Source organism: Maritimimonas sp. 2304DJ26-3 (assembly GCF_056591635.1).
Genome location: NZ_JBWQOK010000001.1, coordinates 274,485 through 300,667 on the forward strand (window position 1 = coordinate 274,485; position 26,183 = coordinate 300,667).

Consider the following 26,183-nt stretch of genomic DNA (forward strand, 5'->3'; position numbering starts at 1 on the left):
ATATCTTATTCTTAATTATTATGCTTCGTTTGTATTTCTTACATCTAATTGATAGAACACATTTGGCTGTGTACCCACAAAATCTAATAAGTGGAATGTTCTCTCATCTTCTTTAAGATGTGCTACTTTACTCTCTTCGTTATTTACATCTCCAAATACCATAGCACCAGTACTACATGCATTTGCACATGCTACTTCAAACTCATCTTTTTCAACAGGTCTTCCTTCACGTTTTGCTTTAAGGATTGTTGACTGTGTCATTTGAATACACATAGAACATTTTTCCATCACCCCACGAGAACGTACTACCACATCCGGGTTTAGTACCATTCTACCTAAATCATTGTTCATGTTATAGTCAAATTCGTTATTATCAAAATATTTAAACCAGTTGAAACGACGTACTTTATAAGGACAGTTATTGGCACAATAACGTGTACCAACACAACGGTTATATGCCATTTGATTTTGACCTTGACGACCATGTGAAGTTGCCGCTACCGGACAAACTGTTTCGCAAGGAGCGTGATTACAATGTTGACACATTACTGGTTGAAAAGTAACATCTGGATTATCAGATGGTACAGTCTGTGCATTAAAGAATTCACCTGAACCAAAAATACCTTCTTCTTTACCTCTTTCATCAGTCATTTCAGAAGAATAATATCTATCAATACGCAACCAGTGCATATCTCTACTCTTACGTATCTCTTCTTTACCAACAACAGGTACATTGTTCTCTGCATGACATGCTACAACACAAGCCGCACAACCAGTACAAGATGCTAAGTCTATCGATAAATTGAATTTAGGACCAACATTATCTTCAAATTTGTCCCATAAATCTACTTTCTCTAAACCAACTGACTGATGCTCTAATTGAACATGAGGTGCAGGATTCCAATCGTGTTTTGGTTTATTTACAAAATCAGCTAAAGTTGTTTCTCTAATGATTTCATCTCTACCCATCAACGTATGTTGTAACTGAACACAAGCAAAACCATGTTTACCTGCTACTTTTTCAATCGTTACAGGTTGATTAGTTGAAAAGTTCTGATATAAAGGATAAGCATCTACACCTATCTTCATATTATCATTAACACCATCTACTCTACCATAACCTAGCGCAAAGCCAATAGAGCCTTGAGCTTGCCCTGGTTGAATATAAGCCGGAACATTTTCTACAGTTACACCATTAACAGTAACATTTACTAAGTTACCATCTAATGCTCCATTAGAAACTGTCCAGTTCTCTATACCATACTTAGCAGCGTCTGGTGCCGAGATTGTAATATAGTTATCCCAAGAAGTTCTCGTAATTGGATCTGGCAATTCTTGCAACCAAGGATTGTTTGCCATTTTACCATCACCTAAACTTGTTTTGGTATATAAATTTAATTCTAATTCAGCTGATTGTACATTCGCTAAAGCTGAAAGCGCAGCGGCAACATTTACAACAGGAGTTTCTTCTCCCTCAGCTGTAGCTGTATCATTTGTTGCTGATGAAGCAGTAGAAGCGAACACACCATCATGCAGCGCTTGATTCCATGATGTACCACCTAAAACATTAGATGTCCAATATGCTTTAAGATAATCATAGTAAGATTGACCTGAACCAATCCATTTTAATAAACTATCTTGAAATTGTCTTGTATTATGTAAAGGTCTAATTGTTGGTTGTGTTAACCCGAAATGACCTTTCTTAGTTTGCACATCTCCCCAAGCCTCTAAGTAATGTGGAGTTGGAGCAACATATTGTGATGCCTTAGCTGTAGCATCATCACTAGATGAAAAAGCTACAGAAAGTGAAACATTTTTTAAAGCTTCAGAGAACTCAGCACCGCTAGCTAATGTATATGCTGGGTCAGCATTATAAGTAAGTACAGCACCCACAGTACCCGCTTTCATATCGGCTATTAGCTTAGCAACTTTAGTATCACTACCACTTCTTACATATCGTGGTGCAGAAGTATCAATAACCTTGCTACCTATAGCTTTATTTAAAGCCAATGCTACTAATTGAGCATCTTTATTATTTGCTCCGGCAACAACAACGGCTTTACTGCCAGCTTTCTTTAGTTGCGCAGCCGCCTTAGCTACGTTTTCATCAGATGGAGTTGCTCCATTTATAAGAGCATTATATAAATCGTGTAATACTTTCGCTTGTTGCGAAGGTTTTACCATATATCTTTTATCAGCATTAGCGCCTGTTAATGACATATTCGATTCAAACTGAATATGACGGGACATTTTTCCATTTTTTGGAATACGCCCTTTTGAGTAACTAACTTCAAATCCGCCACCTTGCCAATCTCCTAAGAAATCTGCACCCACAGATACAATTACATCTGCTTTACTGAAATCATAATCTGGCAATGCTCTTTCACCATACATAGCTTCAAAAGCATCTAATGCTCCAGATTCAGAAATAGCATCATATGAAACATGCTCTGTATTAGGATATAATGCAGTAAAGTCTTGAACTAGCTTTGCAGTGGATGGACTTGCTAATGTTCCCGTAAGGAATACAATCTTCTGATTTCCTCCTTTCAAGGCATTCAACTTAACAGCTATTTCGCTATCTAAGGTAGTCCAATCAGCATTATTACCAGCAGCTTTAGGTCCTTTTAAACGATTGTTATCGTATAAATTTAAAACCGAAGCTTGAACTCTTGAATTTGTATCTCCACTAGTCTTTGCCAATTTATTTGGCTCAATTTTAATTGGGCGCCCTTCACGAACTTTTACAAGCACGCTAGCAAAATCAGTTCCGTCTGCAATAGCAGATGCATAATAATCTGGCACTCCAGGCACCACATTATCTGGCTTTACTACATAAGGAATCGACTTTATTACTGGGCCTTCACAAGCAGCTAACGAAGCGGCAGCTGTTGTAAAACCAACATACTTTAAAAAGTCTCTACGTGAAGTATCAGATTTTTCTAAAGTTTCTTTATCACCAAGAAATTCATCTGTAGGAATACTTTCTGCAAATTCGTTTTGTCTCAGCTTTTCAACAATAGAGCTGTCTTCTTTAAGCTCTTCAACACTTTTCCAGTATCTCTTGTTTGATGCCATATTAAATTGACTATTTATATTGACTAATGTCTAATTCTTAAAATTAATTTCTAGTAGTGACACTTACCACATTCTTTACCACCCATCTGAGCTACCGTCACTTTCTCTACACCGTATTTTTTAGATAATTCTTCGTGAATTTTAGCGTAGTATTCGTTACCTTTTAGGTCAACTTCTGTTTCTTTATGACACTCTATACACCAACCCATAGTTAATGGTGAAAATTGATATACTTCATCCATTTCTTCTACCGGACCGTGACATTTCTGACACTGTAAATTACCAACTGTTACGTGTTGTGAGTGATTGAAATATGCAAAATCTGGAAGGTTGTGAACACGTGTCCATTTTACTGGCTTTTGTTCATATCCTTCTATATATGCTAGTTTTTCTTTATCAAAGCCAATAGCATCGTATATCTTTTGAATCTCTGCATCTAATTCAGGCTTTCCTAAAGTTTCTCCATTAAATTCTACAGTAGCACCCTCAGCAACTTCTTGTATTGATTTATGACAATTCATACACACGTTAACCGATGGTATACCAGATGTTTTACTATGTTTAGCCGAAGAGTGACAGTATTGACAATCTATTTTATTCTCGCCAGCATGTATTTTATGTGAAAAAGCAATTGGTTGAATTGGCTGATAACCCTCGTCTACACCGATACTCATCAACGCTCCATATCCATAATAGGCCGTTGCCAACAATAATGCAATAGTTGTCACTAACTTTAAGAATTCATTATTACTTTTAAGATATACCCACAATGTTAATAGTAGTAATACAAAAAGAACAATATAAGTCATCCATGCTGTAGAAGGTTCTTCTTCAACAACATCTCCGTCCGTCGTTGTAACAACCTTTTTATCTACATCACCATAAGTTGTATACGCTAAAATTGCATCAATATCATCATCAGATAACTGAGGAAACGCTGTCATTACCGAGCCATTGTATTCGTTAAAAATATCAATTGCATCTGCATCTCCACTAGCTCTTAAAGCAGCATTATCTTTAATCCAAGCTTTTAACCACTCATTGGTTCTTCTATCTTCTATCTCACCTAACGCGGGTCCAATTAATGTACCCTCTAACTTATGACAAGAAGCACAATTAGCATTGAATATTTTTTTACCCGTTCTAACCTGAGTAGAATCAATTTCTTGTGCTGAAAGCTGAAGTGAAAAAAGTAAAAGTAGTGTAAGACTTGAAAGGAATAATCTTAAGGTTTGATTGTGTTTATGCACACTTTTCATATTATAATGTATATTTCTGTCTTGTTTGGTACGATTTTTTCTTTAATACCAGTGGCGTAAAAACACAATTAGGTCTGGTCAAAAGATTTGACAAAAATACTATTTATATGCATTACACAAAATCCAAAAATAATGTTAAATGTAATTTATAATAATTCTAAATAAGCTGTTTTTTTAAATAGCTAAAATCAAAGTTTTATTTTTGCATAAATAATCATTCATAATGAGAAAGTTAACTCTTAAATACAGGTTTCTTTTAACAATATTTACATTAATTTTTACCGTTAGTTGCTTTGCGCAAAGTGAAGGAACCATAAAGATTGAAAGCAGCCAAAGCATCAAGCAATTAATTGATATGAAGAGAGCCTATAACAAAAGTCTTAAATATGTTAAAGGCTATAAAATTCAATTATTCTATGGCTCAGAAAATGCAGCTATAGATGTAAGAGATAAATTTAAAACATCGTTCATTGACATCAGTTCTGAATTAAAATTTCACTCGCCTTACTGGAAAGTTTGGGTGGGATCATATAAAACCAGATTAGAGGCAGATCGTTCGCTAGTAGAAATCAAAGAAGGATTTCCTAGTGCCATTATCGTACCTGCAAAAATTAAAATCTAATATCTTTTAAAATTAAAACAAAAAGCATCCTTAAAAATTAAGGATGCTTTTTTATTTTCATATATATTTGTTTTCATGAATGAGCATTTAAATCCTTCGAGTGAAGATTATTCTAGCGAAGAATTAGATATCGAAAGAAAACTACGTCCACTAAGTTTTGATGATTTTACTGGTCAAGAACAAGTACTTGAAAATTTAAAAATATTTGTAGAAGCAGCAAATCAACGTGAAGAAGCGTTAGACCACACACTGTTTCATGGACCTCCTGGATTAGGTAAAACCACGCTTGCTCATATCTTAAGTAACGAATTAAATGCAAACATTAAAGTAACTTCTGGTCCTGTTTTAGATAAGCCTGGCGATTTAGCAGGACTGCTCACAAACCTTGGTGAACGTGATGTTTTGTTCATAGATGAAATTCATCGTCTTAGTCCAATAGTAGAGGAATACCTGTACTCCGCCATGGAAGATTACAAGATCGATATCATGATCGAATCTGGGCCCAATGCAAGAACAGTCCAAATCAATTTAGAGCCGTTCACATTAGTTGGTGCTACTACTAGATCAGGATTGTTAACCGCTCCTATGCGAGCTCGTTTTGGTATTAGCAGCAGATTGCATTATTATAAAACTGATTTGCTTACAACAATTGTTCAACGTAGTGCAAAAATTCTTAACGTACCTATATCTATGGAAGCTGCCATAGAAATTGCTGGCAGAAGCCGCGGTACACCAAGAATTGCAAACGCATTACTTCGAAGAGTACGTGATTTTGCTCAAATAAAAGGTGATGGAAATATTAATATAGAAATTGCCAAATACGCTTTAAAGGCCTTAAATGTTGATGCACATGGATTAGATGAAATGGATAATAAAATCCTTTCAACCATCATAGATAAATTTAAAGGAGGACCAGTTGGTATTTCTACACTTGCCACTGCTGTAGGTGAAAATGCTGAAACCATAGAGGAAGTATATGAACCTTTTTTAATTCAAGAAGGTTTTATTATGCGTACACCTCGAGGTCGTGAAGCTACCGAATCTGCCTACAAACATTTAGGACGGATTAAAACTGGTGGCCAAGGTGGATTGTTTTAAATTTCAATACCTAAATTCTATATTTTATGTTTAATGCAACGTAAGTGTTAGCATTTGTGACCTCCCTTCTATTCGAGCGAAAACATTCTTCAGAATTTTGACATAACTATTTTATTAACTAATAACTCATGTTATGAAAAATTCAAAGACAAACATTTTTAAGAACTTAGTAGTAAGCACAATCGCAATTATGCTAATTGGCTTTACATTCTTATCATGTTCTTCAGAATCTGAAAGCGAAATTTTAACTGAAGAAAAAGCAGCCAATATTGATCGTTTAACAACTTGGCAAGAACAGGTTGCTTTCTTAAAGAAAAAGATGAGACGCTTTCACAATTTTCAAGTAGCACAAGCACAAGGCTACACACAATTAGTAGGTCCGCCACCAGATATGTACGTACCTAATATGGGATACCACTATCTTAATCCAAACAAAGTTAATGGTGAGTTTAACTTATTAGAGCCCGAAATCTTAGTATATCATAGAGATGAAGAAGGCAATATGATCTTTGGTGCTGCCGAGTATTTAGTGCCTATTCCAGGATTAGCACCTCCTTTCTGTGTTGACAATGGAGAAGTACCAGTACCTAATAGCTTTATTGGAGATCAGGATGAGTGGGAAGTTAATTGTGGCGCCAGCGGCTATACCTTACATGCATGGGTTGGCTTAGAAAATCCTATGGGTGTTTTTCACCATACAAATCCCTTGGTACCAGCCAGTGATCCTACATTAAATTAAGTTTTTAAGAGCTTTTAATTATCATATAAAAGACTGTTTTTTAAACAGTCTTTTTTGTTCAAAAAAGTATACATATCCGACCAAAAATCACTTTTATTAATTTATTCTTAACTTTAATGGAACAAAAGCTATATAACAAACTATACTATAGCCTTATAGCTTAGAACTAAAAATCAGCTACAGGTGAACCTTCTTTATTCTTACATAAACAAGTTACGCTTACCTTTTATTTTAAGTTTATACTTTATTTCTTCTATAGTATATAGTTCTACATTTCAAGATAATGATAGCTTAAGAATTAAATACTTCACGCTTGAAGACGGAATGTCTCAAGTTTCATCAAATGATTTATTACTGGATAAATCAGGTTTTGTTTGGATAGCTACGCAAGATGGTCTTAATAGATTTGATGGTAATGAATTCAAGCATTATAAGTACATAGAATCAGACTCTACTTCAATCTCTGGCAACCTTGTAAATAAACTGCTTGAAGATTCTAAAGGAAATATTTGGGTTGGAACTATTGGCAATGGTCTCAATTATTTTAATCCGAATCTTGGCACCTTTCAAAGAATACAATTAGAAAATTCTAATGATGAAAATGAGATAATTTCTGCACTTGCCATCGATAATGAAGGAGTTGTGTGGATAGCCTCACGTATTTCTGGTCTTCATCGCCTTCAATACAAAGAAGATGGCACTTTCGCACAAACCAATTATTTAAAAAATCAGGCTTTAAGTGCTTTATTATTTGACGAACAAGGTTTTCTGTGGGCTGGTACTTATCAAGGAAATATTTATAAAATAAATCCTAAAAAAGATATTCCTTCTGAAGATCAGATTGAAGCTGTGGTCAAAGGACACGTACAATCTTTTTACAATACTGGTAATAATTTGCTTATTGGAAGTGATTTTGGCTTCTTTGTCTATGATTATAATACTCAAAAAGTAGAATTAATAGAACTTGAGGAGTCCGGTATTTTTAAAACCAAGCATGTTTTAGATTTTTTAGAACATGATACTAATTCTGTTTGGATAGCAACAGGTAATGGAGTCTATATATTTGATTGGTTACAAGGTAAGGTACTCCAAAAAATACAATATTTAGAAAACGGTATTGGTCTCAGCAATAATACTGTTCAATCTTTATTAAAATTATCCGACAAACAATTACTTATAGGTACAGCAAACTATTTAAACTTAATAGATTTTAACCCGCTTTATTTTAAAAATATTTCAAAAGATCAGCGAGGAAAACACCTTCTTAATGATAATGTTATTTTTTCAATTTTTAAGGATGAACATGGTTTATGGATAGGTACTTCAGATGGAGGGCTCAATTTAATTAAAGATGATAAAGTTTACTTTATAACTGAAGACGAAAATAATCCTACAAGTATCTCAGGTGCTGTAGTAAGGGCAATTGTTAAAGATGAAGATAATCAAAGAATGTGGTTAGCAACAACCAGAGGTCTTAATATGATTGACTTAAAAGATTTTGATCCTGAGAATCCTATGTTTAGAGTATTCCATCAAAATCCTAACGATAAAAATTCAATAAATGCAGATTTCTTAAAAGATCTTGTTTTAGATAAAAACAATAATGTTTGGGGTGCCACTTATGGACATGGAATTTTTCGTCTAGAAATGGACAGGTCTGGAAATGTCAAAATAACTAGATATAAGAATGATGGAAACAATCAAAATTCATTGAAGAATGATTTTATTCACACTATTACAGTAGATAAAGAAAATACTATTTTTATTGGTTCTCAAGGCGGTTTAACTAAACTTCGTTTTTCAGATAACAACTATAACGATCCAAAATTTGAAAACTATTACAAAACTTCAGATTCTCAAAATCCAATATCTCATAACTCAGTTTATGATATTTTAATCGATAAAAAGGATCGCATATGGTTAGGTACAAGACATGGTCTAAACCTTTTTTTAGGCAATAATGAATTTAAATCTTGGGCAGAGCAAGATCAATTTCCTAACGCAGTTGTTTACACAGTACAAGAAGACGATTATGGCAATATTTGGCTTGGCACTAATAACGGTTTAGTTAGATTCGATACAGAAAATGAGGTTTTCTCTCATTATGGAATAGAAGACGGCATACAAAGCAAAGAATTCGATATTCATGCAAAATTTAAAGACCAAGAGGGTAATGTATATATGGGTGGTATTGGCGGTGTAACGCATTTTAATCCTTTAGAATTAGAAAACATCGATAGTCCAAAGCCTCTTTATTTCTCTCAACTACGTATTAAAAATGAAGAAATAAATTATAATAACGGTTATAAAAGCATATTGAATGCTCCTTTATTAAAAGCAAAAGAACTAACCTTTAAGTATAATCAATTTCCATTTTATTTAGAATATTCTTCTAAAGATTTCCGCATTCATAAAAATATTGAGTTTGCTTATAAATTATTACCAACTGATGATACTTGGAATTTTATAAAAGACCCAGAAGTACAGTTCTTAAACCTAAAACCCGGTAATTACACACTACAGATCAATGGGTTTTCTAGAGGGAAAGAATGGAATCAAAAACCTCTTGAAATGAGTTTAGTCATTCTACCCCCGTGGTGGGCAACCTGGTGGGCTTATTTGCTTTACGCTGGTGTAATTTTATCGCTTGGCTATTATTTTTATAAGTTTCAAATTTCTAGAAAATTAGCGGTAGCCGAAAGTGCAAAACTCAAAGAATTAAACACACTTAAAAGTAATTTATATACCAATATTACGCATGAGTTTAGAACTCCACTTACGGTAATCTTAGGACTAGCAGATACTATAAAAATAGATTTAAAAGAGCATAAATATAATACTGCTAATGACGGATTAGAGATCATTGAGCGCAACGGTAAGGATCTTTTACAATTGGTAAATCAACTATTAGGGCTAAGCAAAGTTGATAGTGGCACTATAGAATTAAGTTTAATACAGGCAGATATTATTCCTTTTTTAAGGTATGTATGCGAAAGTTTCCAATCATTAGCAAAAACTTCCAACATCGAAATTGTTATTTATACTGAACAAGATGAGTTAATGATGGATTTTGATGATAACAAACTGCAAATTGTAGTATCTAATTTATTATCAAATGCTATTAAGTTTTCCCTTAATTACGAGAAGATCATTTTTCACACAAAAAAAGAAATAGTGGATAATGAGGAGTTTCTAATAATCAAAGTAAAAGACAATGGTATTGGTATTCCTGCAAAAGCATTGCCTCATATTTTTGATCGTTTTTATCAGGTAGAAAACGCTTTTTCTAAAGCTGGTAAAGGCACTGGGATTGGGTTGGCACTAACTAAAGAATTGGTAGAACATATGAGTGGCTCTATTACGGTTAGCAGTAATGAACGAAAGGGAACCGAATTTACCGTAACAGTTCCTATCACTAATAACGCCACAACTGTTACTAAAAAAATTAACCAACCTATTAATCATGTAGCAAATACTAACAATGATCAAGAGTGGTCTTTACAACTTTTTGATAAAGATACCAATCTACCAAAGGCCTTGATTATAGAAGATAATAAAGATGTAGTTTATTATTTAAAACTTTGTCTACAAAATAAATACCATTGTCTTTTTGCCAATAATGGCAATAAGGGGTTAGAAAAAGCCTTTGAAAAAATACCCGATATTATTATTTGCGATATAATGATGCCCGGCAAAGATGGCTATGAAGTCTGCAACATATTAAAAACTGACGAACGAACAGATCATATACCTGTTATTTTACTAACGGCAAAAGCTTCAAAAAAAGATAGACTTAAAGGGTTAGAACACGGTGCCGATGCCTATTTAACCAAACCATTTTTTAAAGCTGAATTATTAACTAGGTTAGATCAACTTATTCTTTTACGTAAACGCATGACGCAAAATTTTGCCAAAAATAAATTTTCGCAAATCGTAAATTCAAAAGAGGAGAATCCTGAAACAAAATTTCTTCAAAAAGTTATTAAAACTATACATGATGAAATTGATGATCATACTTTTGGCTCAAGACATATTGCACAAAAACTTCGATTAAGTGAATCTCAAATTTACCGAAAGTTAAAAGCCATTACCGGAAAATCAACGGCTGTTTTTATTCGTTCTGTGCGTTTAGAAAAAGCAAAAGAGCTACTTCAAACTACACAAAAATCTGTTTCTGAAATTGCTTACGAAGTTGGTTTTAACGATCCATCATGGTTTAGTAGAGCATTTAAGGAAGAATTTGGCAGCAGGCCAAGTGCAATACACAAATAATTATCAATCAGATAGTTAATCACACTTCATTTCACCATCATGACAAAATAGTGCTAGACATTTATGCCTCTTGCACAAATACTTCTACAAATAAACAAATAGGTAAAAGCGCTTCCTAACTCCCATATCTAGCTTGCGGTAAAATTATTATTCATCTTTTAATATTACAGAAATGGAAACATTAGAAATAAACGAAAATAAGTTAAACACCTTATTAGGTAAAATGGTTACCGAGATGGGAGCCGCTGCTATTGGTCCACTAATTATTATTGGAGATAAATTGGGTATTTATAAAATTATGGAAAAAGAGGGCAAAGCTACCTCTACCGAATTAGCGGCTGCATCTGGTGTTAATGAAAGATATTTAAGAGAATGGTTGTCAGCTCATGCTGCATCTGGTTATGTTGAATACGATGAAGCTAATGAAATGTTCTCACTTTCACCCGAGCAAGCTTTTGTGTTTAGTAACTCAGACAGCCCTGTTTTAATGACTGGTGCATATTATGCTATTTCTTCTATGTACCACGATGTACCGACTATGGAAAAAGATTTTAAAGTTGGCAATGGAGTTTCTTGGGGCGATCATCATAGTTGCTTGTTCTGTGGTACAGAAAAATTCTTTAGACCATCTTATGCTTCTAATTTGGTTCAAACCTGGTTGCCTGCTTTAGATGGTGTTATAGAAAAATTAGAGAGTGGCGCAAAAGTAGCTGACATAGGTTGCGGTCATGCCGCTTCTACAATGATTATGGCAAAAGCATTTCCTAATTCAGAGTTTATAGGTTTCGACTTTCACCAAGGCTCTATAGATCATGCTACGGCCCACGCCAGAGAATCAGACTTAAATAATATTTCTTTTCAAGTAGCAACTGCCAAAGACTTTACTGGTAATGACTACGATTTGGTATGCTTTTTTGATTGTTTGCATGATATGGGAGATCCTGAAGGAGCTTGCAGACATGTTAAAAATTCCTTGAAACCAGATGGTACATGTATGATTGTTGAACCTTTTGCAAATGACACTTTAAAGGAAAATATAAATCCTGTTGGAAGAGCATTCTACTCATTCTCAACATTGTTATGTACACCTAATTCTATGAGTCAAGAAGTAGGCCTAGCTCTCGGTGCTCAAGCTGGAGAAAAAAGGCTAAGAGAAGTGGCTATAACCAGTGGTTTCAATCATTTTAGAAGAGCCACAGAAACACCGTTTAATTTAATCTTAGAGGCAAGACCATAATTTAGTTAATAAAAATGTTAGATACAATACAAATAATATTATGAAGAAATTTATTCTAGTAATACTTATGCTATTTTGATACTTATTTAAAACTATTCAATTATGAAAACAAAAATGATAGCTGCATTAATCTTTGGTCTATTAGTACTAATGGGTAGTTGCAAAAAAAAGCAAGCAACTGCAGTTGAACAGAATTCGCAAGTGGAGGAAACTGCAACCACACCAAAACTAAAATCTGTTCTAGTTAACGATTACATTATTAACTATTTAGATATTGGGAAAGGCGAACCTGTGGTTTTTGTGCATGGTGGTGTAGGTGATTATCGAACTTGGGAGGCACAGATGGATGACTTTTCTAAAAAGTATAGAGTTATTGCTATTAGCAGACGTTACGCCCATCCGAACAAGCAAGAAGCAAATGAGTCAAATGATTATAGCGTTACTCCTCATTCAAAAGATCTTGCAGAGTTTTTAAAAACACTCAATCTTGGCCCTGTTCATTTGGTGGGGCACTCTTATGGAGGCTATACAACTTTAATGACAGCTCTTGAACATCCAGAATTAATACGTAGCCTTACCCTTGGAGAACCTCCAGTAATGTCATTACTTCAAAATATTCCTAATGGAGAAAAAATTGGAAATGACTTTGTTATAAACACTTTAATTCCAACTGCTGAAGCCTTTAAAAACAATAACAATGAAAAAGCTGTAGAATTATTTATCGGAGGTGTTTTAAATGATAGTTTGTATTACTCTAAAGCGTCTCAAGAACAAAAAAATTTAATGATGGATAACGCATTTGGGCTTAGAGGCGTTATTTTAACTGAAAATCCTTTCCCTCCACTAAGTTGTGATGATATTAAAAAGCTAAAGACCCCAACATTACTTATAAAAGGAGATAGATCTCCAAAGGTGTTAACAGTAATAACTGACGTACTAGCTTCATGCATAGACAAAAGTGAACTTAAAACTCTCTCAAATGCTTCTCATGGTTTAGAATATGAAAACCCAATTGAGTTTAATAAAATGGCTCTCGATTTTATAGATAGACATAAAGCTAAATAATTGCGAATTGATCTTTACCTGAAACTTAAATGTTTCTTGATTAGACCCTTAAACTAAATCTTTTAAAAACTTTATTATGAAAAATTTAATGAAATTAGGTACACTAATAATGGCCTTAATATTCTTTTCTTGTACTCAAGAAGACGTGATTGACACTTCTTCTAGCCTTAAAAAGGCTAATAAATCTACTGAAGATATTTTTAGGTATGATGGTACCATAAGAGGTACTTCTACAATTCACCGTAGCAATAATGGTGTAACTGTAAATTATAAAACTACTGGGTTAAAACCAGGAAATGCTTATACGTTATGGTTGGTAGTTTGGAATAATCCTGAAAATTGTATCACACCAGGCTCATGTATTGATCAAGATTTTCCAAATTTTGCTAATGTTGGGCTAGAAGTAATTTATGGCTCTGGTCATGTAGTTGGTAATAATGGAAAAGGTAACTTCTCAGCACATTTGAAAGCTGGGGATATTTCAGGCTCAGTAAACGAAGATGTTTTTGGTCTCCCAAGCGCTGGAGGTCTATTGAAGGGGAATACTTTTGACGCAGAAATTCATGCAGTATTACGAGACCACGGCCCTGCAATTCCAGGTATTATTAATGAACAAATCAATACTTATCTTGGTGGTTGTACACCAGGTTCACCGGCAATACCTCCTTTTAGTGGTGACTTTGAATCTGTGGGAGATTGTGTAGATTTTGAAGCTGCATTACATCGTGTTCCTTTAAGTTAGATAATTTTAATACAGAGAATTCTTCTATGGGTTCTCTGTATTATTAAAGCAAAATAAATGTTATGAAAATTCTCATATTATCCATTATACTTCTTATAGGCATCACAAGCTATGCCCAAGAACAAAATAATCTTTTTTTAAGAGTTTATGATTTTCAAGGTAAAAAAATAGCAAAAGGAAAAATAATATCTCTTTCAGACAGTATTTTAACACTTAAAAAAGGTAAAAATTTATTAGAGATTAGGGTAAACGACATAAACTATGTAAAGACTAAGCATTCAGCTGGAAACAATGTTCTTATTGGTTCAACTGTAGGAGCATCTATCGGTGTAGTTTATGGGATTGCTTTAGAAAGTTCAGGTGATGGGCTTTTTGGTGCTGCCGATGGAGAATCTACTGCTATTTTAGGAATTTTTGGTAGTACTATTGGAGCAGCCGTTGGCGGAATAAGTTCTCTCTTTAAGAAATCAAATCATTATTCTATTAATGGGGAAATTGATAGATGGAATGAATTTAGAAAAACTATCAATTATGAAAAATAGTACATATGGAATTATTTTTTACCTAATTATATGTTTTGGATGCACAAAAGACTCAGACATTCCTTGTGGAACTATAACCGACATTTCTATAAGCTACAGTCTAATTAGTACTGTAATTTCTTATCACTTAACAGTAGAGCTTAATGATGGTTCAATTAGATATGACACTATCACCAGTGATAGTTATGAAGTCGGGGATGAATATTGTAATGCTACAAGAACTATCCAATAAACAACAATAAAAACTTCTTAAAATCATTAGAGACTTAAAAAATTAAATAGTCGTAAATTTATACCGTGAATAAGAAGCAGCAACATGCAGACATTATAAAATCCGAAGCTAAACGCCTCGGATTTTTATCATGTGGTATTTCTAAAGCTGAATTTCTGGAAGAAGAAGCCCCTCGATTAGAAAAATGGTTGAACCAAAATATGCATGGCGAAATGCAGTATATGGAGAATCATTTTGATAAACGTCTTGATCCAACAAAACTAGTTGAAGGCTCAAAATCTGTAATCTCACTATTGTACAATTATTACCCCAGCGAACAACAAACTGATAATAGTTATAAACTATCTAAATATGCTTACGGCTTCGATTATCATTTTGTCATTAAAGATAAACTCAAAGAATTACTAAATAATATTCAAGAAGAAATTGGTGAAGTCCACGGCAGAGCATTTGTTGATTCTGCACCAGTTTTAGACAAAGCTTGGGCAGCAAAATCTGGTTTAGGTTGGATTGGTAAACACAGTAATCTACTCACCCAACAAGTGGGTTCTTTTTATTTTATTGCCGAGCTAATTATTGACTTAGAGTTGGAGTACGATACCCCTACCACAGATCATTGCGGCACTTGTACTGCTTGTATAGACGCTTGCCCAACACAAGCTATTGTTGAACCTTATGTAGTTGATGGTAGTAAATGTATATCCTATTTTACTATTGAATTAAAAGATGAACTTCCAACGTCATACAAAGGAAAATTTGACAATTGGATGTTCGGTTGCGATGTTTGCCAAGACGTATGCCCATGGAATCGGTTTTCAAAACCTCACAACGAACCATTATTTAATCCTCATCCTGAATTACTTTCAATGACAAAAAAAGACTGGGAAGAAATAACAGAAGATGTGTTTAAAAAAGTTTTCAAAAAATCCGCAGTAAAGCGCACTAAATTTTCTGGTTTAAAACGAAACATTCAATTTTTAAAAGAATAATTTTCACTTTAAATCAAACCTTTTACCTTTGTATTACTAACTCTAATACTTTTCAATGAGCGGCAGCAAGCAGAAACGCGAGGCTTTAGAATATCATGCAAAGCCAAAACCAGGAAAAATTCAGGTATTACCAACAAAAAAATATGCTACTCAGCGTGATCTATCTTTAGCATATTCTCCCGGAGTTGCTGAACCTTGCCTAGCAATAGCAGACAATAAAAAAGATGTATATAAATACACATCTAAAGGTAATTTAGTAGCGGTAATTTCTAACGGTACTGCGGTTTTAGGACTCGGAAATATCGGGCCTGAAGCTTCAAAACCCGTAATGGAAGGCAAGGGCTTACTTTTTAAAATTTTTGCTGATATTGATGTTTTTGATATAGAAGTTGACGCTACCGATGTTGATAAATTCGTTGAAACGGTAAAGGCGATTGCTCCTACTTTTGGTGGTATAAATTTAGAAGATATTAAAGCGCCTGAAGCCTTCGAAATTGAACGTCGTCTAAAGGAAGAATTAGACATTCCGGTAATGCATGATGATCAACATGGCACAGCCATTATTTCGGCCGCTGCCTTAAGAAATGCTTGTGAAATAGCCAAAAAAGACATTTCTAAAGTACAAATTGTAGTGAGTGGTGCAGGAGCTGCCGCTGTTTCATGCACTAAACTATATATAAAATTAGGTGCTAATCCTAAGAATATTGTGATGCTCGACAGCAAAGGAGTTATAAGGTCTGATAGAGAAAATTTAATGCCTTCTAAAGCTGAATTTGCCACAAATAAAAACGTAAGCACTTTAGAAGAAGCTATGAAAGATGCTGATGTTTTTATAGGATTATCACAAGGGAATATTGTAAGTCAAGAAATGATAAAATCTATGGGTAAAAATCCCATTGTATTCGCCATGGCAAATCCAGATCCAGAAATTGCTTATGATTTAGCTATTAAAACTCGCGATGATATTATTATGGCAACTGGCCGTTCAGATCACCCAAATCAAGTAAATAATGTCTTAGGGTTCCCATTTATATTTCGAGGAGCTTTAGATGTGCGTGCTACTGCTATTAATGAAGAAATGAAGATGGCGGCAGTTCTTGCTTTAGCTGATTTAGCAAAAACTCCTGTCCCTGAACAAGTAAATATTGTTTATGATGAAGTGAGTTTGGCGTTTGGTAAAGAATATATTATTCCCAAACCATTTGACCCAAGATTGATCTATGAAATTCCACCCGCTATTGCCAAAGCTGCTATGGATTCTGGAGTCGCAACCGAACCAATTTCAGATTGGCAGGCTTATCGTGATGAGCTGATGGAACGTCTTGGCACGGGTAGTAAAGTTGTTCGCCTATTACACAATAGAGCAAAAGCTGATCCTAAAAGAGTGGTTTTCGCTGAAGCGGATCATTTAGATGTATTAAAAGCTGCACAAATAGTGCATGATGAAGGCATTGGCAAACCAATCTTGCTTGGCGATCATGAAACAATTTTAGAGCTTAAAGATGAAATTGGTTTTACTGGTGAAGTAGAGATTATTGATCCTAAAACACCTGAAGAAAAAGATCGAAGAAATCGTTTTGCAGAAAAGTACTGGAAGTCACGTCAACGAAAAGGTATTAAATTATTAGATGCTCAAAAATGGATGCGTGAGCGTAATTATTTTGCTGCGATGATGGTTAATGAGGGAGAAGCTGACGCATTAATTACTGGATACACGCGTAATTATGCAACTGTTGTAAAACCCATTTTAGAGTTGATAGGAATGACAAAAGGTGTAAATCGTGTTGCGGCTTCGAACCTCATGTTAACAAAACGCGGCCCAATATTTTTAGCAGATACAACTATTAATATTAATCCGAATGCTAAACAACTCGCAAAAATTTCACAATTAACAGCGGCACTTGCAAAAATATTTGGAATTAAACCAAATATTGCAATGTTATCCTATTCTAACTTCGGAGCTTCTCAAACCGAAAACTCAGAAAAAATAGCAGATGCGATTAAATATATTCATCGTAATCACCCAAACGTGGTTATAGATGGTGAAATTCAAGCAGATTTTGCTTTAAATCCAGAATTACTGAAGAAAGAATTTCCTTTCTCAAAATTGGTAGATAAAAAAGCGAATGTATTGATATTTCCTAATTTAGATTCGGCGAATATCACTTACAAAATGATGAAAGAATTGTACGAAGCCGAATCTATCGGGCCGATTATGTTAGGCTTAAAAAAGCCCGCTCATATCTTGCAACTAGGCGCCAGTGTTGATGAAATGGTAAACATGACAGCAGTTGCTGTAATTGATGCTCAAGAAAAGGCTAAACTTTAATTAAAATTTGTTTTATTTGTAGTTGATAAATTACTGAACATTCATATATGGCGTAAAACTACTTTTGTAATTAACTAATTTTTTTAGTTACTAAATTTTACTGATTAATGATCACTCATTTAAGAGGAAAGCTAGTTGAAAAGAATCCTACGTACGCAATTGTTGAATGTAATGGTGTTGGATATTTTCTAAATATTTCGCTAAATACTTTTTCAAAAATTCCTGACAGTGAAGCTGTAATGCTTTATACACACTTATCTATACGCGAAGATGCACATACCTTATTTGGCTTTGCAGATAAAACTGAACGTGAAATTTTTAAACTATTAGTTTCTGTTTCTGGTGTAGGTCCAAGTACTGCAAGAACCATGTTATCTTCGATGACATCTGAGCAAATTCAACAAGCCATTGCTTCAGAAGATGTTGGTGTTATTCAATCTGTAAAAGGCATTGGTGCTAAAACTGCGCAACGTGTAATTGTTGATCTTAAAGATAAGATTTTAAAAACCTACGAAATCTCTGAAGATACTGTTAAATCTAACAATACTATTAAAGAAGAAGCGTTATCTGCTTTAGAGGTTCTTGGCTTCTCTAGAAAACAGGTAGATAAACTGGTTCAAAAGATTATCCAAGAGTCACCAAGTATAAGTCTTGAAAACATCATTAAGCAAGCACTTAAAAACTTGTAACTAATTGAAATTCAATTTATATAAAACATATTGCTCCCTTTTAGTAATTGTATTGTTTTCTATTTTAGCAATGCAAGCACAAACACCTCCAAGAGTTCCCCAAAAAACTGATTCAACTAAGGTTGTTCAACCTAAATTAGATTCCGTTAGAGCAGATACCGTAAAACCTACTTTGCGATACCCTTTTAATCCTAAACAGAATGGGAGTCTGTTTTTAAATGAACTTAAAAATTTGGAGGTTGTATATGATCCAGATAGAAAGCAATATATATTCCTTGAAAAAGTAGGTAATTATTATATAGAGCATCCTTTTTATATGACGCAAGAACAATATAAAAAGTATCGTCTACAAAAGGATATGGCTGAATATTTTAAAGAAAAATCGAGCGCATTCAGCTTACAAAAAAACAAAGATGCAGCACAAAAGAATTTACTGCCAAAATATTATGTAAAGTCTGAATTCTTTGAGAATATTTTTGGCGGAAATGAAATTGAGGTAAATCCTCAAGGATCGGTATTGGTTAAAATGGGTATTCTATATCAAAAGGTTGAAAATCCTCAACTTTCTGAACGTAATAGAGCGAACACTACTTTTGATTTTGACCAAGAAATTACTGCAAGTTTAAATGCAAAAGTCGGTAAACGTTTACGTGTTTCTGCCGCATTTGATACGCAGTCTACTTTTAACTTTCAGAATCAAATAAAATTAGAGTATACCCCTACCGAAGATGATATTATTCGAAAGATAGAAGTTGGTAATGTGAGTATGCCTGTACAAAGTTCATTGATCTCTGGAGCACAAAACCTATTTGGAGTAAAAACACAATTGCAATTTGGTAAAACTACTATAACAGGTGTTTTCTCTCAACAAAATTCTCAAACAAGATCTGTCGCCGCTCAGGGTGGTGCAACTATTAATGAATTTGATTTACGTGCTAGCAATTATGATGATAATAGACACTTCTTTTTATCACAACAATTTAGAGATGATTATAATCAAGCATTAGATCAATTACCATTAATTGCTAGTTCCAAATTTGTAACCCGCGTAGAAGTTTGGATTACAAACAGAAACTCTACTACCGAAGATGTTAGAAATATAGTTGCTTTAGCAGATTTAGGTGAAACTGATGCCGCTAAATATACGTTGGGTCCATCTGGTCTTGTAACCTCAAATGGAGGACCTGGACCTAGAAACGGAGCTAATAATTTAGCTGATCAATTAACTGATACTAGTCCTATTCGTAATATTTCTGGTGTTGACGGGTTATTAAAACCTACTTACAATTTAGATCAAGGTTCTGGATATTCTATTTTAGAAAATGCTCGTAAATTAACCTTGGGAATTGATTTTACCTTAAACCCACAATTGGGTTATATTACCTTAAATAGACGTTTGGCTGATAGTGATATTTTAGCGGTTGCTTTTGAGTATACAGACACTAATAATACAAATCCTGATAATCCTGATAATCCTTCTGTATTTAGGGTTGGTGAACTAAGTGGAGACGGTATTACTGCGCCTGATAATTTAGTCGTAAAGTTATTACGCAGTGAAATTCTAAACCCATCAATCCCCATATGGGATTTAATGATGAAAAATGTCTATGCTCTACCAGGAGCTTTTCAATTACAACAAGATGGGTTTCGACTAGAAGTATTATATCAAGACGATCAAACTGGTGTACCAATAAACTTCTTACAAAATGCAGAAACTGTTATAGGCAATGATTCAGTTAGTAAAATACCTTTATTAAATTTATTACGTCTAGATATTTTAGATGGTACTAATACCAATTTAGCAGGAGGTGATGGTTATTTTGATTTTATTGAAGGTATTACGGTAGATTCACAAAATGGATATATTATATTTCCTACAATTGAACCTTTTGGTGGAAAAGATACACCTTCAGATCCTGATCCTTTAAACTCTGGAGAGTTAGGCGAAATACTTACTAATCCATCAGATAACAGATTTGTATTTGAAGAACTATATGACAATACCAAAGCAGTTGCTCAAAATGATTTTCAAAATAAAGATAAATATTTCTTAAAAGGTTATTTCAAATCTGAATCAGCAAACGGAATTCCGTTAGGTGCTTTTAATGTTCCTAGAGGCTCAGTAACGGTTACTTCTGGTGGTAGAGAATTGTTAGAAGGTGTAGATTATGTAGTAGATTACCAAATTGGTAATGTTCAAATTATTAACCCTAATCTGTTAGCTTCTAATGTGCCAATCAATGTTTCTGTAGAAAATAATAATGGGTTTAATCAGCAACGTCGTCGTTTTATGGGTTTAGATATTCAGCACATATTTAACGAGAACTTTGCAGTTGGAGGAACGGTAGTAAACTTAAATGAGCGGCCTTTTACCCAAAAACCACAGTTTGGTGCAGAACCAGTAAATAATACCATTGTTGGGTTTAATCTAAACTACCAAACCGAAGTACCAAAATTTACCAAATGGGTTAATAAATTACCAAGTATAGATACCGATGTGGAATCGAATTTCTCAATCCGTGCAGAAGCTGCTTATTTATTTCCTGGATCGCCTAAAGGCATTAACTTAAATGGAGAAGCTGCTTCTTATATCGATGATTTCGAAGGTTCGCAAATACCATTAGATATTAGCTCACCTAGACAATGGTTTTTAGCTAGTGTGCCAAAAAATCAAATTGAGCCAGAACTTGATTTTACAAATGGAACTGTACCTAATGATATAGGGAAAGATTCAAATGAAAGAGCTCAATTAAGTATTGGTGCTGAAAGATCTCAGCTTTCATGGTATACAATAGATCGTTTATTTTACGGCTCTACTTTAAAGCCTAGCAATATTGACGACAATGAGGTGTCTAGAGCAGAAGTACGTCGTGTTGGTTTTGAAGAATTATTTCCACAATTACAATTAGACATTACGCAAAATAATATTATTAACACGTTTGATTTAGCTTATTACCCTCAAGAAAGAGGTCCTTATAATTTCAATTCTACTGCGACAACAGCTTCGAACACATATGACAATAATCCAGAAGATAAATGGGGTGGTATTATGCGTTCGTTAACTACAACCGATTTTCAACAGGCAAATATAGAATACATCCAATTTTGGTTAATGGATCCTTATGAAAACTATTCTATTACCTCTAATGAGGGCGCTAATAATGTAAGCCCAGCAGACTTTGGTGGTGAGTTGTATTTTAACTTAGGAAACATCTCAGAAGATATTTTAGATGATAATCGTAGAATGTTTGAAAATGGTCTTCCTGGTAACGGAATCAAAGATGCTAATAATACCGAAGATTTAGCGTATTCTATTATTCCTAAAAATCAATCATTAATCTATGCTTTTACCGAAGAAGACGGCGAACGTCCAAATCAAGATGTAGGTCTAGATGGTAGAAATAATACAGAAGAGGCAGATCAATTTACTGATGCTTTTGGTGATGATCCTGCTAACGATGATTATCAGTTTTTTAGAGGAGGAGCACTTGATGCTGCAAACGCAAGTATCCTAGAACGATATAAACGCTTTAATAACACTCAGGGAAATTCACCAACTATTAATAATTCAACAGAATCTTTTCCTACGTCAGCAACCTCATTTCCAGACATAGAAGACATCAATCAAGATCAAACCATGAGTGATGTAGAAAGTTACTATCAATACAAAGTTTCTATAAACCCAGTAGATTTAGTAAAAGGACAAAATAACATTGTAGATCAGAAAAATGTAACTGTAACATTAGACAACGGGCAAACTCAAGATGTAACATGGTACCAGTTTAGAATTCCTATTACAACAGGAACCCCTATTAATAATATTTCAGGTTTTAATGCGATTCGTTTTATGCGCATTTTCTTAACCAAATTTAAAGCACCTGTGGTTTTACGATTTGGTGAATTAGAATTGGTGCGAGGTGACTGGCGTCGTTACCTTTTAACCATAGACGATTCAGATACTGTTACGCCACCGCAACCTTTAACACCTGAAGAAGATCGAGATTTTGAAGTTGGTGTAGTAAATATTCAAGAGAACGAAAACAAATTACCATTTGCATATGTACTACCACCTGGTGTTAGAAGAGAGCGTTTACAAGGTAGTACTTCTGTACAAGAGCAAAACGAGCAATCTCTTTTAGTTAAAGTAAATGATTTAGAACCTGGTCAAACTAGAGCAGTTTTTAAAAATACAACTTTTGATATGCGGATGTTTAATAATATCAAAATGTTTATTCATGCGGCAAGTATACCAGCGCAACCAGTTACAAATAATGGTGAACTAACTGCAGTTTTGCGATTGGGTAGTGATACTAATGATAATTTTTATCAAATAGAATTACCATTAAACATTACGCAAACAGGAGAAACATCTGCTGATAGTATCTGGAAAAACAATTTAGACACAAGCTTAAAACAATTAGGACAATTAAAGTTAGAAAGAGATTCGAATTCTATACTTGCTAATGAGATCTATCCTACTTTATCTGGTAATCCAGCTGCTAGAATTCGTATAAAAGGAACTCCAAATCTTTCAAATATTCGAACCTTAATGATTGGTGTTAGAAATGATGCGTCAACACCAAAAACTGCAGAACTTTGGTTCAATGAATTGCGTGTGACCGATTTTGATAATGAAGGTGGATGGGCAGCAGTTGTTAATGCAGACGCAAATTTTGCAGATTTTGCAGATATTTCTATAGCCGGTAGAGCAAATTCTCAAGGATTTGGTTCTGTTGACCAGCGAGTAAATGAGCGAAGTCAAGAAGATGTGAAGCAATATGATGTTGTTACAAATGTTAATTTAGGGCAATTATTACCTAAAAAAGCTGGCATTAAAATCCCCTTAAACTATAGCTTTTCAGAAGAATTTAGAGACCCTAGATGGGATCCTCAATATCAAGATGTGTTATTTGATGATGCAACTGACTCTAATCCAAATAGTGAAAATGCAAGAGATTATACCAAAAGACGAAGCGTCAATCTTATAAATGTTAGAAAAGAAAGAACAAATCCAGAAAAGAAGCAGAAGTTCTATGATGTAGAAAACCTTTCGGTTTCATATTCTTTTAACGAAACATATCATCGCGATTATAATGTAGAAAAGTTCTTAGATCAAAATGTTCGAGCTGGCGTAACTTATAATTACAGTTTTAAACCTTTCTCTTTAGAACCCTTGAAGAATTGGAAATTTTTGAACAAGGGGCGTTACTTAAAATTTTTAAAAGATTTTAATATTAATCTATTGCCTACATCTATTTCTATTAATTCTAATATTAACAGAAGTTATAATTTTCAAAAATCGCGCTCTCTAGTTTCTACTTTACCAGATTTACCAGAACTAAGGCAACATCGATTTTTCTTTGATTGGGATTATAATCTAGCCTACAATCTCACAAAATCATTACAATTTACGTTTAGAGCATCTAACAATTATATTTATGATGATTTTACCGACGATAGAGATGAATTGTTAAACACTACTTTATATAGTAATTTTTTCAACATTGGTAGACCTAACAATTATCACCAAACTTTAGATGCAAATTATAAGATACCTCTTAATAAGATTCCTATACTTGATTTTATAGATGCAACCTACGGATACACCGCAGATTTCGATTGGCAAGCTCCATCTAAAAGCTATATTGCACAAATTGGTAATACAATACAAAATGCCAATACGCATTCTTTAAATGCTAATTTAAATATGACCAAATTCTACAGAAAAACAGGCATTTTAGACTTAGCCAAAAAGAAAAAGAAGCGAGCAAAAAATACTAAAGGGAAAAAGACAGTTCAAGTTAAAAATACTCCTTCAATTTCTAATAGTGCTGCTACTCAACGCAGAAACAAAAGGAACATGTCTACTGGTCAAAAAGTAGTACAAGGTTTGGTAGATGTGGTCACTTCAGTCAAAAATATTAGAGTCGCTTACGCGGAAAATAACGGAACTATTTTACCTGGATATATACCTGACATTGGTTTTTTAGGTAGAGATCAAACAGATGTTGGCTTGGCACCAACTTTTGGGTTTGTTTTTGGTAGTCAAAGAGATATTAGAGAATTATCTAGGCTTAATAACTGGCTAATCACTAGACGACAAGATAGTGCCAGTTTTAGTAGAACATATTCTAATACTCATTATAAAAAATTAGGAATTAATGCTGACGTAAAACCATTTAAAAATTTAACAATTGAGTTATCTGCAGACCGCGTTTTTTCAAAAAGATTTTCACAATTAGTTGATGTTATTGATGATGACAATAATGATTTAACACCTGGTGTTTTTAATAATTCGCCTATAAACGAAGCTGGTGATTTTAGCATTAGTTATTTTATGTTGCCAACTGCTTTTGATAGCAATGGTGACAGTACTTTTGAAACGTTTAAAGAAAATAGATTGATAATTGCTCAGCGTTTGGCTGGAGTTCCTATTGACCCCAATGGAAGCTTTCCGACTGGTTACGGCGCAAATAGCTCTCAGGTTTTGTTACCAGCATTCTTGTCAGCATATTCTGGTCAAAATGCTGCCAAAGTAAAAACGAGTGCCTTTAGAAATATACCCATACCAAACTGGCGTATTAACTATAAAGGATTCATGCAATTTAAATGGTTTAAAAAACATTTTAGAAGCTTTAATGTAGAGCATCGATATAGATCAACATATTCCATTATCGGTTTCACAAATAATTTACTTTACAGTAATACAAACCCATCAGCCAACCAAGATCTAAACGGAAATTTTCAACCAGAAAAATTATTTACAGGTATCAATTTAATTGAAGAATTCTCTCCATTGATCAAAGTAGATATGAAAATGCGTAACAACTTTTCATTGAGAGCTGAAATAAAAAGAGATAAAGCACTAAACCTCAATATTAATAACAATACAATTACTGAAATTAGAGGTAAAGAATATGTTTTTGGGTTGGGATATCGCTTTAAGGATGTAAAACTAAAAGTAAAAACTGGTAATACTACCACACGCTTTAAAGGTGATATTAATTTAAGAGCAGATATTGCTATAAGAGATAATTCGACAGTGATTCGTTCTATAGATATAGATAATAATCAAGTAACTGGCGGGCAACGATTGTTTTCACTAAAATTTAATGCAGATTGGGCGTTGAACAGTAATCTATTAGCTTCTTTCTTTTACGATCAAAATTCTTCAAGATTCTTAATTTCTAATACATTTCCTAGAAATTCTATTAATGCCGGAATTAGTTTGCGATATACTATTGGAAATTAATCCAAAACAATTAAATTCGCAACACTAAACAAAGTTAA

General features: G+C 33.9%; 14 protein-coding genes. 12 read left to right on the forward strand and 2 right to left on the reverse strand.

The window, feature by feature from the left end:
- Nucleotides 1–18: 18 nt before the first annotated feature.
- Complete coding sequence (locus AC1EUV_RS01300; protein ID WP_480196847.1) at nt 19–3,078, reverse strand: TAT-variant-translocated molybdopterin oxidoreductase; 3,060 nt, start codon at nt 3,076–3,078, stop codon at nt 19–21.
- A 50-nt stretch (nt 3,079–3,128) separates the two neighbouring features.
- Nucleotides 3,129–4,337: a c-type cytochrome gene (locus AC1EUV_RS01305; RefSeq protein ID WP_480196848.1), complete on the reverse strand. Its 1,209-nt coding sequence runs from the start codon at nt 4,335–4,337 to the stop codon at nt 3,129–3,131.
- A gap of 223 nt (nt 4,338–4,560) precedes the next feature.
- On the opposite strand from AC1EUV_RS01305, the gene AC1EUV_RS01310 reads away from it, so the two are divergent.
- The 12 genes from AC1EUV_RS01310 to sov all read left to right on the forward strand — a co-directional run bounded on the left by AC1EUV_RS01310 (nt 4,561) and on the right by sov (nt 26,145).
- Nucleotides 4,561–4,959 (forward strand): SPOR domain-containing protein, encoded by a 399-nt coding sequence (locus tag AC1EUV_RS01310; RefSeq protein WP_480196849.1) that lies wholly within the window; start codon nt 4,561–4,563, stop codon nt 4,957–4,959.
- 75 nt (nt 4,960–5,034) lie between these two features.
- On the forward strand, nt 5,035–6,057 hold the full coding sequence (gene ruvB, locus AC1EUV_RS01315) for a Holliday junction branch migration DNA helicase RuvB (RefSeq protein ID WP_480196850.1): 1,023 nt from the start codon (nt 5,035–5,037) through the stop codon (nt 6,055–6,057).
- A gap of 133 nt (nt 6,058–6,190) precedes the next feature.
- Entirely contained in the window at nt 6,191–6,796 is a 606-nt protein-coding gene (locus AC1EUV_RS01320; protein ID WP_480196851.1) for a hypothetical protein, read from the forward strand.
- Nucleotides 6,797–6,979: 183 nt separating this feature from the next.
- A complete protein-coding gene (locus tag AC1EUV_RS01325; RefSeq protein WP_480196852.1) occupies nt 6,980–11,068 on the forward strand; it encodes a hybrid sensor histidine kinase/response regulator transcription factor in 4,089 nt (1,362 codons plus the stop codon).
- A 172-nt stretch (nt 11,069–11,240) separates the two neighbouring features.
- Entirely contained in the window at nt 11,241–12,305 is a 1,065-nt protein-coding gene (locus AC1EUV_RS01330; RefSeq protein WP_480196853.1) for a class I SAM-dependent methyltransferase, read from the forward strand.
- A gap of 102 nt (nt 12,306–12,407) precedes the next feature.
- Nucleotides 12,408–13,370 (forward strand): alpha/beta fold hydrolase, encoded by a 963-nt coding sequence (locus AC1EUV_RS01335; RefSeq protein ID WP_480196854.1) that lies wholly within the window; start codon nt 12,408–12,410, stop codon nt 13,368–13,370.
- Between the two features lie 76 nt (nt 13,371–13,446).
- On the forward strand, nt 13,447–14,112 hold the full coding sequence (locus tag AC1EUV_RS01340; protein ID WP_480196855.1) for a hypothetical protein: 666 nt from the start codon (nt 13,447–13,449) through the stop codon (nt 14,110–14,112).
- Nucleotides 14,113–14,174: 62 nt separating this feature from the next.
- Nucleotides 14,175–14,654, forward strand: a complete 480-nt coding sequence (locus AC1EUV_RS01345; protein ID WP_480196856.1) for a hypothetical protein — start codon at nt 14,175–14,177, stop codon at nt 14,652–14,654.
- Nucleotides 14,655–14,951: 297 nt separating this feature from the next.
- A complete protein-coding gene (queG, locus tag AC1EUV_RS01350) occupies nt 14,952–15,875 on the forward strand; it encodes a tRNA epoxyqueuosine(34) reductase QueG (protein WP_480196857.1) in 924 nt (307 codons plus the stop codon).
- A 55-nt stretch (nt 15,876–15,930) separates the two neighbouring features.
- A complete protein-coding gene (locus AC1EUV_RS01355; protein ID WP_480196858.1) occupies nt 15,931–18,204 on the forward strand; it encodes an NADP-dependent malic enzyme in 2,274 nt (757 codons plus the stop codon).
- A gap of 107 nt (nt 18,205–18,311) precedes the next feature.
- The gene (gene ruvA, locus AC1EUV_RS01360; protein ID WP_480196859.1) at nt 18,312–18,893 is read left to right on the forward strand and encodes a Holliday junction branch migration protein RuvA; all 582 of its coding nucleotides are present in this window, start codon (nt 18,312–18,314) and stop codon (nt 18,891–18,893) included.
- A gap of 4 nt (nt 18,894–18,897) precedes the next feature.
- Nucleotides 18,898–26,145, forward strand: a complete 7,248-nt coding sequence (sov, locus tag AC1EUV_RS01365) for a T9SS outer membrane translocon Sov/SprA (protein ID WP_480196860.1) — start codon at nt 18,898–18,900, stop codon at nt 26,143–26,145.
- The last annotated feature ends 38 nt before the right edge of the window (nt 26,146–26,183 follow it).